This is a genomic window from Streptomyces sp. NPDC001744, from assembly GCF_042892575.1.
In the GTDB taxonomy this organism is placed as follows: Bacteria; Actinomycetota; Actinomycetes; order Streptomycetales; family Streptomycetaceae; genus Streptomyces.
In genome coordinates, this window is the sequence record NZ_JBIAUG010000002.1 from 208689 (window position 1) to 220967 (window position 12279).

The following is a 12279-nucleotide window of genomic DNA, read 5'->3' on the forward strand; positions in this document are numbered from 1 at the left end:
ACGGGGCGGGCCGGGCTTCCGGCGGGCGGGCGGGGGCACGGCGGCCCGGAGCACCGCTCCGGACGGGGGAGCGCCCGTCCGGGCGGGGACGCCGGACCGGTACGGGCAGCTCACGGGAGCGCCGCCAGACGTTCGACGGCGGCCATCGGGACCGGGAGCCAGTCCGGGCGGTGGCGGGCCTCGTAGACGACCTCGTAGACCGCCTTGTCGGTTTCGTAGGCCCGCAGGAGCGCCGGGTCCGAGCGGGGGTCGGCGCCCGCCGTCTCCGCGTAGCCGGCGCAGAAGGCGGCGCGGCAGCGGGCCGCCCAGTCGGCGTTCCAGGGGCGGTGGGTGCGGGCCGCGTAGTCGAAGGAGCGGAGCATTCCGGCGATGTCGCGGACCGTGGGCTGGGGGCTGCGCCGTTCGTCCAGCGGCTTCGCGGGCTCGCCCTCGAAGTCGATGACCGCCCAGGCCCCGTCGGCGCCCCGCAGGGTCTGCCCGAGGTGCAGGTCGCCGTGGATGCGCTGGAGCGCCCCCGCCCCCGGGGCGCCGCTCGCCGCCGCGAAGACGGCCCGGAGCCCCGGCACGTACGGCAGCAGCGCGGGCACGGCCTGCGCCGCCGCGTGGAGCCGCCGGTCCATCGCGCCGGCGAGCCGCTCCGCCTCCTCCTTCCCCAGCCGCCGCGTCGGCAGCGTGGCGGCGAGCGCCAGGTGCACCTCGGCCGTGGCGCGGCCGAGCGCCCGCGCCTCGGTGGTGAACTCCCGCCCGGCGGCCAGCGCGTCGAGCGCGAGCCGCCAGCCGTCCCGGGAGTCCCGGAGGTAGGGCTGGAGCACCCCGAGGGTCGAGGCCCCCGACTCGAACCAGGCGACCGGCGAGGGCACCCGGCCGCAGCCGGCCCGGCTGAGCGCGAGCGGCAGCTCCAGGTCGGGGTTGGCGCCTGGACTCACCCGGCGGAAGATCTTGAGGATGTACGCGTCCCCGTAGACGAGCGAGGAGTTGGACTGCTCGGCGTCGAGCACGCGGGGCGCGAGCGCGGCCGGCAGGGCGCTGGTGGTGTGGAAGCGCAGGGGGCCGGTCCGGCCCGGGGTGCGCAGCCGCTCGTAGAGGAGGCCGGCGAGCCGCGGGTCGCGCAGCCCTTCGTAGACGGCCCGTCCGGCGAGCGGTCCCTGCCGGACGCGCCCGATCAGGGCGGGGGCGAGGCGCGGCGGGAGCTGCGCCCGTACGCCCAGGAGCAACTGGTAGCAGTCGGGGGGCGAACCGGCCGGGCGGCCCGGTTGTTCGACCCGTACGAGCAGATGGAGGAGGCCGGGCCCCGGGCCGTCCAGCGGCAGCAGCTCGGTGGCCGCGTCCAGGGTGAATCCGGTGACCCGCCGGCCCTTGCCCGCGAACCAGCGCTGCCGTGGCAGCCAGTCGTGGAGCAGGGGGGCGAGGGACGGAAGGAGGGCGTCCGGCGCCCGGGTGGTGGATGCGGTCTCCGGCATGGCGTCGCGTCCTTTCCCCGGGGCGCGCAAATGGCGTTCGTATACGTTCAAATGCGCAGAGTGTCCCGGATGGCGGCTTGGGCTGTCCGGAAGTGCGGGACGTGTCGGAAGGGGAAGATCCGTATGGGCCCGGGAAGAAGGCCCGTATGGACCTGAATCGTGTGGGTTCACGTGCCCCCGGTGGGACGGGCGAAACCGCCCCACCGCGGACGTGGCCGAACCGGTGCGGTGTCAGGCCCTCCTGAGGCGGAACCAGTAGAACCCGTGGCCCGCGAGGGTCAGGAGGTACGGGAGTTGCCCGATGGCCGGGAACTCCACCCCGCCGATCAGCTCCACCGGGTGGCAGCCGGCGAAGCGGCGCAGATCCAGCTCGGTCGGCTGTGCGAACCGCGAGAAGTTGTTCACGCAGAGGACGAGGTCGGCGTCCATTCCCTCTTCGGGAGCGGTCTCGCGCAGGAAGGCGAGCACGGCCGGGTTCGACGCCGGGAGTTCGGTGTACGTCCCCGTCCCGAACGCCCGGTTCTGCTTGCGGATCTCGATCATCCGCTTCGTCCAGTGCAGCAGCGACGACGGCGAGGCCATCCCCGCCTCGACGTTGGTCACCTGGTAGCCGTGGACCGGGTCCATGATGGCCGGAAGGTACAGCCTGCCCGGGTCGCAGGAGGAGAACCCGGCGTTCCGGTCGGGGGTCCACTGCATCGGGGTGCGCACCCCGTCCCGGTCGCCCAGCCAGATGTTGTCGCCCATGCCGATCTCGTCGCCGTAGTACAGCACCGGCGAACCGGGCAGCGAGAAGAGCAGCGCGGTGAACAGCTCCATCTGGTTGCGGTCGTTGTCCAGGAGCGGGGCGAGCCGGCGCCGGATGCCGATGTTGGCCCGCATGCGCGGGTCCTTGGCGTACTCGGCGTACATGTAGTCGCGCTCTTCGTCCGTGACCATCTCGAGGGTCAGCTCGTCGTGGTTGCGCAGGAAGATGCCCCACTGGCAGCCCGACGGGATCGCCGGGGTCTTCGCCAGGATCTCGGAGACCGGGTAGCGGGACTCGCGCCGCACGGCCATGAAGATCCGCGGCATGACCGGGAAGTGGAAGGCCATGTGGCACTCGTCGCCGCCCGACCGGAAGTCGCCGAAGTAGTCCACGACGTCCTCGGGCCACTGGTTCGCCTCCGCGAGCAGCACCGTGTCCGGGTAGTGGTCGTCGATCTCCTTGCGGACCCGCTTCAGGAAGGCGTGGGTGGCCGGGAGGTTCTCGCAGTTGGTGCCCTCCTGCTGGTACAGGTACGGCACCGCGTCGAGCCGGAAGCCGTCGATCCCCAGGTCCAGCCAGAACTTCAGCGCGGACAGGATCTCCTTCTGCACCGCCGGGTTCTCGTAGTTGAGGTCCGGCTGGTGCGAGAAGAACCGGTGCCAGTAGTACTGCTTGCGGACCGGGTCGAAGGTCCAGTTGGAGGTCTCCGTGTCGACGAAGATGATCCGGGCGTCCGCGTACTGCTTGTCGTCGTCGGCCCAGACGTAGTAGTCGCCGTACGGCCCGTCCGGATCGCGCCGCGACTCCTGGAACCACATGTGCTGGTCGCTGGTGTGGTTCATGACGAAGTCGATGATCACGCGCATGCCGCGCTGGTGGGCCGCGTCCACGAACTCCACGAAGTCGGCCAGGTCGCCGAACTCGGGGAGCACCGACGTATAGTCGGCCACGTCGTAGCCGCCGTCCCGCAGGGGGGACTTGAAGAACGGCGGCAGCCAGAGGCAGTCCACGCCCAGCCACTGGAGGTAGTCCAGCCGGGACGTGATGCCCTTCAGGTCGCCGACGCCGTCGCCGTTGCTGTCCTGGAAGGAGCGGACGAGGACCTCGTAGAAGACGGCCCGCTTGAACCAGTCGGGATCGCGGTCCTTGGCGGGGGTGTCCTCGAAGGTGTCGGGGACGGGCTCGTTGACAGTCATGAGGTGGGTGACCCTCCGGTCTGCGGGGACGGTCGCAGGATCAGCACGTGCGCGGGCGTGACGCCCGGTTCCAGGCGCACGTAGTTGGCCCTGCCCCAGTGATAGGTCTCGCCGGTGAGCTCGTCGCGCACCGGCACGGTCTCGTGCCGGTCGAGGCCGAGTTCCGGCATGTTCAACGAGACCGTCGCCTCCTGGGTGTGGTGCGGGTCGAGGTTGACGACCACCAGAACGGTGTTCGAACCCGCGCGCTTGCTGTACGCGATCACCTGCGGGTTGTCGGCGTGGTGGAAGACCAGGTTCCGCAGCCGGTGGAGCGCCGGGTTCCGGCGCCTGATCCGGTTCAGGGCGGTGATCAGGGGGACGATCGTGGCCCCCGACCGCTCCGCCGCCTCCCAGTCGCGCGGCCGCAGTTCGTACTTCTCCGAGTCGAGGTACTCCTCGCTGCCCTCGCGCAGCGGAGTGTTCTCGCACAGCTCGTACCCGGCGTACATGCCCCAGGACGGGGACAACGTCGCCGCGAGCACCGCCCGCACCTCGAACGCGGGCCGGCCGCCCTCCTGGAGGTAGGCGTGCAGGATGTCGGGGGTGTTCACCCAGAGGTTCGGCCGCATCTGCGCCGCCGTCTCCCGGGACAGCTCCGTCAGGTACTCCGTCAGCTCCTCCTTGGTGTTGCGCCAGGTGAAGTACGTGTACGACTGCTGGAAGCCGATCGCGCCCAGGGCCCGCATCATCGCGGGCCGGGTGAACGCCTCCGCCAGGAAGATCACGTCCGGGTCGGCCCGGTTGATCTCCCCGATCACCCGCTCCCAGAAGACCACCGGCTTGGTGTGCGGGTTGTCGACGCGGAAGATCCGGACGCCGTGGTCCATCCAGTGCCGCAGCACCCGGACGGTCTCCGCGACGATCCCGTCCATGTCGTCGCCGGCCTCGTCGAACGCGATGGGGTAGATGTCCTGGTACTTCTTCGGCGGGTTCTCCGCGTACGCGATCGAGCCGTCCGGCCGCCGGCGGAACCACTCCGGGTGCTTCTCCACCCACGGGTGGTCCGGCGAGCACTGGAGCGCGAAGTCCAGCGCGACCTCCAGGCGCAGCTCCCGGGCCCGCGCCACGAAGGCGTCGAAGTCCTCGAAGGTGCCCAGGTCCGGGTGGAGCGCGTCGTGCCCGCCCTCCGGCGAACCGATCGCCCACGGCACGCCCACGTCGCTCGGCGACGCCGACAGGGAGTTGTTGGGGCCCTTGCGGTGGGTCTCGCCGATGGGGTGCACCGGCGGCAGGTACACCACGTCGAAGCCCATCGCCGCCACCGCGGGCAGCCGCTCGGCGGCCGTGCGGAAGTTCCCCGGGACCGTCCGGCCGTCGACCGTGCGTACCCCCTCGGAGCGGGGGAAGAACTCGTACCACGCGCCGTACAGGGCCCGTTCCCGCTCCACCCGGAGGGGGAACTTCGGCGAGGAGGTGAGCAGTTCGCGCAGCGGGTGGCGGTCCAGGATCTCCACCACCCGGGGCGCGAGCGCCGCCGCGAGGCGGACGGCGGCGGGCCGGGACGGGTCGCGCAGCGTGTCCGCCGCGGCGAGCACGGTCTCCCGGCCGCCGCCCTTCTTCGGAACGCCCTTCGCGGCCCGCTCGTGCAGCTCGGCCCCCTCGGCGAGGACCAGTTCGGAGTCGATGCCCGCCGGGATCTTGATCCCGGCGACGTGGCGCCAGGTCGCGATCGGGTCGCTCCACGCCTCGACGGCGTACGTCCACGAGCCCTCGGCGTCCGGGGTGACCTCGGCGCCCCACCGGTCGGTTCCCGGGGCCAGTTCCCGCATGGGGATCCAGGGGCCGGGACGGCCCGAAGGACCGCGCAGCACGACGTTGGCGGCGACCGCGTCGTGACCCTCGCGGAAGACGGTCGCCGTCACCTCGAAGGTCTCTCCGGCCACCGCCTTCGCGGGGCGCCGGCCGCAGTCGACCAGTGGGCGGACGTCCAGTACGGGAATGCGTCCCATGAGCGGATTCACAGCATCACCTGACGGTTTACGGGGGTGCGGGTGGTGGTGCGCTCTTTCTAGCTCCGCCGGCGGCCGGGGGGTCGCGGGCGTGGCCGCTCCCGTTCGCGTTCACCCGGACGGTCGATCCACGGGGGTGAAAGGGGGTCAGGAACGGACGGGTGCCTGGCGTTACCGGAGAAGCCTTCCCATGGTGCACCCTCGGGCAATCCGGCGCTTTGTCGACTACTGGGTCATAGCAGAACCGGCAAGGCCGGGAGTCGGACGGGAAAAGGGGCCCGACCTCGCGGGGAGGGGCCCGACGGAGCACGTCGGGGGGGCCGGAACCGCCTGAAGTCACCTCCGAAGACGGCCGGATCTGTTCCCTCGCGCCTTCCTTCCGGCCGGGGCCGGACCTCCGTTCGGCCGGGGGCCGGACGGGTGAGGAGACGGGTGCCCCGGACGCGATGTGCCCATGGGGGCGGACGGGGCCGGACGGGTGAGGGGCGGGTGAGGGGCGGACGGGACGGGTGGGGTGGGGGTGAGGGGTGGCCGGGACGGGCGGGGGTGGGGGTGAGGGATGGACGGTGCGGGGACGGGTGAGGGGTGGCCGGGGGCGGGCGGGGTTGTGGGGGTCGTTCATCGCTGTCCGTTGTCCGTTCTCCGTAGGGCCCGCCCACGTGCAACCGCACACACGACAGTCCGCGCCGATAGCAGGTCGGGGCGGCTGCGAGGCCGAGGAAGGCCGGGAAGTGCGAGCCCTTCCGCCCGTATCGGACGGTGGGGCGGCGGTAGCCGAACAGCCGGGCGATCGATCTTTCGATCTTCCGGCGGTGCCGGCCGAGCCGTTCGCTCGACTCGATCCCGGGGCGGGCGATACCTGGGACGATGCCGCGTTCACGCAGCCGGGCCAGGTGGTCGGCGGAGAAGTACGCCTTGTCCGCCCGGAGCTTTCCCGGCCGGCGCCGGCGTGGCCCGCGACGGGAACGGATGGCGGGTGTCCCGCGGATCAGCGCCTTCAGGGCCTGGCTGTCGTGGGTGTTCGCCCCCGACACGGCGACAGCCGGCGGGATGCCCTGAGCCTCGGACGGCACATGCGGCTCGCTGGCCTTCTTGCCGCGATCGGCCGGGCTCGGTCCGGTCGGCGAATCCCCCTTTTCGCCCGCACGCGGGCGGCGTCCACGATGACCGAGGTCCAGTCCGGCTCGCCCCGGGCGCCGAGCCCGTCCGGGACCGCCCGGCGCAGACGACGCCACAGCCCCGCCTTCGTCCATGCGGTGAACCGCCGGTGCGCGGTCGCCGGCGGGACGCCGAAGGTGTCGGGCAGCAACTGCCACGCACACCCGCTGGCCAGCACACACACCACCGCAGCGAACGCCTGCCGCTCGTCGGCCGGAGCCGTGCCCCCACCTTGCTTCCGAGGTGCGAACTTCGGCAACAAGGACTCCGTCGAAGCCCACAACCCGTCAGGAGCAGGGCGAGAGGAAAGATCACCAGCCACAAGCAGCATCATGCCCCGTGCAGCTCGGGCCACGTGAGACATCCTCTTGGAAAGGCGAAAGGCCCCGGGAGCATCTTCATTCCCGGGGCCTTTCGTGAATCACGCCAGTAGGGTCAGTTTACGCCTGGCGCGATTAACTCTTCTCTCCTGGGATCTAATTCCTCCCCGTGAGATGTCGACCCACCCCGAAGGAGTTTTGATGTGAAACTCGGTAGGTCCCCCGAAGAGAACTCTCCTCTCGGTGAGGTGAATCTCTCGAGCCAGCTCCTCATTCACGGCTTCGATCATCTCTTCCACGTGCGCGTCCTGGATCTCCGAAGAGGTGAAGAGGTCGGGCTCGCCAAGCTCTCCTCCCCATCCGACGGTGAATTTTCGGCGACTGTCCAGTTTTACGCGAACGGAGATTTCCAGATCCCAGACGATTGGCAGGATGATCTCTGTGTTCGGTTCTTCGGGCAGGGCTGTGCCGAGGTGCCAGAGTGCGTAACTCTGTGCGATACCTGCGGGTCTGAGATCGTCCAGGAGTGCGTCTAGACGAGTGATCAGATCGCGTTCGATCGACACTGGATGTTCCCGTGCGTTCAACGCGTCGTTGGTATTCAGGTACCTCGTGATTCCCCCTCGGGAGAGAGTGAAGTGCCGCGGGCGCCCACGGAACCGCCAACCGATCCGGAATGTGGGCCGCTTGGCGAACATGCTGTAGTTCCAGCCCACCTTGATGCGTCGGCCTTGGTGATTCCGTCTTCCGGACTGGAATCCCTTGTGCCAACTCCCCTTGGCGCGTCCGAAGTTTGCCACGCTCATGTTTCCGTGCCTGTAGCTCATGGCCCCATGGCGGCCGGAGCGGAGGGCGCGTCTTGTGAAACGAGCGGATTTGGCAAGCCTGTATCCACGATATGCGGTGTACGCAAGCCGTGCGGCTGCAATCGGTTGGGTGCCGGGGACGAACATGAGGGCCGTGGAAGTGATGGCCCACTTGTTCCTCCATGCCCACCGGCCGGCCTTCTCGAATGCCTTGCGCCGGCTCCACTTGCCATCGAGGTCATAGCATTTTACCGGATCTGCCGTGCAGGGGACCCGTCCCCGCCCGGGCGCCCGACCCGCCACGCCGACGCCGCCCGCGCACCGCGGTCCGGCCGGGCTGCGTGCCCTAACGTCGGAGCGGCACGCCGGACGCACAGCGTGGTGCGTCCGCTCCGCTCCGTACTCGCCTGCGAAGGTGGAACACGTGAAGGCAATCCGTCGATTCACCGTGCGTCCCGTCCTCCCCGACACCCTTCGACCCCTCGCCGACCTCGCGAGCAACCTGCGCTGGTCCTGGCACGAGCCCACCCGAGCCCTCTTCGACTCCCTCGGCGCCCCGGCCGGCACCGACCCCGTCCGGGTCCTCGGCGCCCTCGAAACCTCCCGGCTGGCCGCCCTCGCCGCCGACGAGGACTTCCTGGCCCGGCTGCGCGCCGCCGCCGAGGACCTCGACGGCTACCTCCGCGCCCCCCGCTGGTACCAGCACCGGTCCGGAGACCTGCCGGCCGCCGTCGCCTACTTCTCGCCCGAGTTCGGCGTCGCCGCCGCCCTGCCCCAGTACTCCGGCGGCCTGGGCATCCTCGCCGGCGACCACCTCAAGTCCGCCAGCGACCTCGGCGTCCCCCTGATCGGCGTCGGCCTGCTCTACCGGCACGGCTACTTCCGCCAGTCCCTCGGACGGGACGGCTGGCAGCAGGAGCAGTACCCCGTGCTCGACCCCGGCGAGCTGCCGGTGACCCTGCTCCGCGAGGACGACGGCACCCCCGCCCGCGTCACCCTCGCCCTGCCCGGCGGGCGCAGCCTGCACGCCCACGTCTGGACCGCCCGGGTCGGCCGCGTCCCCCTGCTCATGCTCGACTCCGACGTCGAGGAGAACGCCCCCGGCGAGCGGGGCGTCACCGACCGCCTGTACGGCGGCGGCAGCGAGCACCGGCTCCTCCAGGAGATGCTGCTCGGCATCGGCGGCGTCCGCGCCGTCCGCGCGTACACCCGGCTCACCGGCCACCCCGCCCCCGAGGTCTTCCACACCAACGAGGGCCACGCCGGCTTCCTCGGTCTCGAACGCATCCGCGAACTGCAGGGCGAGGGGCTCGACTTCGACAGCGCCCTGGAGACCGTCCGGGCCGGGACCGTCTTCACCACCCACACCCCCGTGGCGGCCGGCATCGACCGCTTCGACCGCGCCCTGGTCGCCCGCCACCTCGGCCAGGACGGCGCCCTCCCCGGCGTCGACACCGGCCGCGTCCTCGCCCTCGGCGACGAGACCCCGCTCGGCGGCGACCCCGGCGTCTTCAACATGGCCGCCATGGGACTGCGCCTCGCCCAGCGCGCCAACGGCGTCTCCACCCTCCACGGCGCCGTCAGCCGCGCCATGTTCGCCGGGCTCTGGCCGGGCTTCGACGCCGACGAGGTGCCGATCACCTCCATCACCAACGGCGTCCACGCCCCCACCTGGGTCGCCCCCGAGGTCGGCCCGCTCGGCCCCGACGCGGGCGACCGGGAGCTGTGGGAGCTGCGCCGCGCCCTGCGCGAACGGCTCGTCACCGACGTGCGGGAACGGCTGCGCGCCTCCTGGCGGCAGCGCGGCGCGGCCGCCGCCGAACTCGGCTGGACCGACTCCGTCCTCGACCCCGACGTCCTCACCATCGGCTTCGCCCGCCGCGTCCCCTCGTACAAACGGCTCACCCTGATGCTGCGGGACAAGGACCGGCTGCGGTCGCTGCTGCTCCACCCCGAGCGGCCCGTGCAGCTCGTCGTCGCGGGCAAGGCCCACCCCGCCGACGACGGCGGGAAGCGGCTCGTGCAGGAACTGGTCAGGTTCGCCGACGACCCCCGGGTCCGGCACCGGATCGTCTTCCTGCCCGACTACGGCATGGAGATGGCCCGCCGCCTCTACCCCGGCTGCGACGTCTGGCTCAACAACCCCCTCCGCCCCCTGGAGGCGTGCGGCACCAGCGGCATGAAGGCGGCCCTCAACGGCTGCCTCAACCTCTCCGTCCTCGACGGCTGGTGGGACGAGTGGTTCGAGCCGGACTTCGGCTGGGCCATCCCCACCGCCGACGGCGCGGTCGCCGCCGACGAGGAGCGCCGCGACGACCTGGAGGCGGCCGCCCTCTACGAGCTGATCGAGCGCCGGGTCGCCCCCCGCTTCTACGACCGGGGCCCCGACGGGGTGCCGGCCGGCTGGGTGGCGATGGTCCGGCGCACGCTCGCCGACCTCGGGCCCAAGGTCCTCGCCGACCGGATGGTCCGCGAGTACGTCGAGCGGCTGTACGCCCCCGCCGCCGGCGCCCGCCGGGCGCTCACCCCGGCCCGCGCCCGGGACCTCGCCGCCTGGAAGGCCCGGGTCCGGGAGGCGTGGCCCCGGGTGGCCGTCGACCGCGTCGAGGTCGGCGACGGCTTCGCGGACGACACGGCCGACGCGGAGCTGGGCGCGACCCCGGTCGTCCGGGTACGGGTGGCGCTCGGCGCGCTCGGCCCCGACGACGTCGAGGTCCAGGCCGTCACCGGCCGGGCCGACGCCGACGACACCCTCACCGCCACCCGCACCGTCACCCTCAAGCCGGCGGGCGGCCCGGACCTGGAGGGCCGCCTCCCGTACGCGGGCACCCTGGAACTCGACCGCACCGGCTCCTTCGGCTGCACGGTCCGCGTCCTGCCCTCCCACCCCCTCCTCGCCCACCCGTCCGAACTCGGCCTGGTGGCCCTGCCGGAGGAGACGAAGGGGGCGGGGGCGGGACTGCTGATGCGGTAGCGGCCGGTCCGGTTCGGGGCACCCCGGTCCGGTCCGTCCGGTTCGAGGCGCCCCGAACCGACCGGTCCGGTTCGGGGCGCCGACGCGAGGCGACACGCTTGCACGACGAGGAGGGCCCCGTGCCACGCCGGGGCCCGCGGTCCCGGTGCGTTCGGGGCGGGCTCCACGGCTGCTGTTAGCCTGCCGCCCATGACCAAGGGCGGCCCAGCAGGCCGAATGCGCCGAATGGGCCGGATGGCGGGGGACAGCGGGCCGGAGCGCGTGCTGATCGCCGCCAGTTTCGTCAACCGGGTCGGCAACGGCTTGTTCAACGCGGCGTCGGCGCTTTACTTCACCTTGGTCGTGGGCCTGCCCGCCGTACAGGTCGGCGCCGCGCTCACCCTCGCCGGAGTGATCGGCCTGTGCGCGGGGATACCCGGCGGGCACCTCGCCGACCGGCGCGGCGCGCGCACCGTCATGATGCTGGCCCTCGTGGTCCAGGCGGTGTCGATGGCGGCCCTCGTGCTCGTCGAGAGCTGGACCGCGCTCACGGTCGTCGCGACGGTCGACCAGATCGCCGCAGCGGCCGGCGGGGCGGCCTGGGGTGCTCTGGTGGTCCGGGTCGGGGGAGAGCGCCCGGCCCTGTTCCGGGCCAGGCTGCGTACCTTCGTCAACCTGGGCGTCGTCCTGGGGACGGTGGGCGCCGGGCTGGCGCTGGCCGCGAACACCCGCGGTGCCTACGTCACGCTGATCCTCGGCAACGCGGCGAGCTTCGCCCTGTGCGCGGCGCTCCTGCTTCTGCTGCCCCGTTACCCGGTGTTGGCCGAACCGCCGCGACAGCATCGCCGGCTCGCCTTCAGGGACCGTCCGTTCCTGACGTTCACCGCCCTCTACGGCGCCATGGGACTGCAGTACCCGGTGGTCTCCCTGCTCCTGCCGATCTGGATCTCCGAACACACCGAAGCGCCGCGCTGGACGGTGGCCGCGCTGTTCGCCGTCAACTCCGCTTTCTGCGTGCTGACGCAGACCAGGATCGGTTCCCGTGTCGAGACCCCGCACGACGGCGGCAGGGCGTTTCGCACCGCGGGGCTCTTCTTCCTCGTCAGCTGCCCGACGATGGCACTGGCGGCGCACACCCCGGTCTGGGCCGCGGTGGGACTGGTCCTGGCAGCGGTCTTCGTCCACAGTCTGGGAGAGGTCTGGGAATCCTCGGCGTGCTTCGCCCTGGGCTTCGGGCTCGCCCCCGACCATGCCCAGGGCCAGTACCAGGGCGTCCTCGGCCTCGGCTTCGGCGCGGGCCAGGCTCTTGCCCCCGTCATCCTCACCACGGTGGTGCTCGGCCTCGGTACGGCGGGCTGGCTGCTGCTCGCGTTGTTCTTCGCGGCGCTGGGCGCCGCCGGACCGTCCCTCGCCCGATGGGGCATGCGTACCCGGCCACAGGCCGGTGGGGCCGTGGCGGAGGCGACGGGATGACCGGCCGCCTTTCGCCGGAAGCGTTCCGGTGCCGTCCCGGTGAGAGCCCCGGTGTCTTCCCCGCCCACCGGCGCCGACCGTCCTCGGAAGGGCCCGGACCCGGGAGACGCGGAGACACGGGGACGCCCCGGGGATGTTCCCCGGGGCGTCCGTCGTGTCGGGTCGCTTCCGCGT

6 protein-coding genes and 1 pseudogene are annotated in these 12279 nt (G+C 72.0%); 2 read left to right on the forward strand and 5 right to left on the reverse strand.

The window, feature by feature from the left end:
* Positions 1-110: 110 nt before the first annotated feature.
* The 5 genes and pseudogenes from ACFYZY_RS03475 to ACFYZY_RS03495 form a co-directional block, all read right to left on the reverse strand.
* Positions 111-1460: a maltokinase gene (locus ACFYZY_RS03475; protein ID WP_388689078.1), complete on the reverse strand. Its 1350-nt coding sequence runs from the start codon at positions 1458-1460 to the stop codon at positions 111-113.
* 231 nt (positions 1461-1691) lie between these two features.
* Positions 1692-3404, reverse strand: coding sequence for a maltose alpha-D-glucosyltransferase (treS, locus tag ACFYZY_RS03480; RefSeq protein WP_388689080.1), 1713 nt, complete (start codon positions 3402-3404; stop codon positions 1692-1694).
* On the reverse strand, positions 3401-5395 hold the full coding sequence (locus ACFYZY_RS03485; protein WP_388689081.1) for an alpha-1,4-glucan--maltose-1-phosphate maltosyltransferase: 1995 nt from the start codon (positions 5393-5395) through the stop codon (positions 3401-3403). The genes treS and ACFYZY_RS03485 overlap by 4 nt, the downstream gene beginning before the upstream one ends.
* Before the next feature lie 683 nt (positions 5396-6078).
* Positions 6079-6884 (reverse strand): annotated as a pseudogene (locus ACFYZY_RS03490) (IS5 family transposase); the annotation flags it as partial.
* A 90-nt stretch (positions 6885-6974) separates the two neighbouring features.
* Complete coding sequence (locus ACFYZY_RS03495) at positions 6975-7439, reverse strand: hypothetical protein (RefSeq protein WP_388689083.1); 465 nt, start codon at positions 7437-7439, stop codon at positions 6975-6977.
* A gap of 664 nt (positions 7440-8103) precedes the next feature.
* Here ACFYZY_RS03495 and glgP point away from each other — a divergent pair.
* The gene (gene glgP / locus ACFYZY_RS03500; protein WP_388689084.1) at positions 8104-10653 is read left to right on the forward strand and encodes an alpha-glucan family phosphorylase; all 2550 of its coding nucleotides are present in this window, start codon (positions 8104-8106) and stop codon (positions 10651-10653) included.
* A gap of 234 nt (positions 10654-10887) precedes the next feature.
* Entirely contained in the window at positions 10888-12105 is a 1218-nt protein-coding gene (locus tag ACFYZY_RS03505; RefSeq protein WP_388689085.1) for an MFS transporter, read from the forward strand.
* Positions 12106-12279 lie beyond the last annotated feature (174 nt).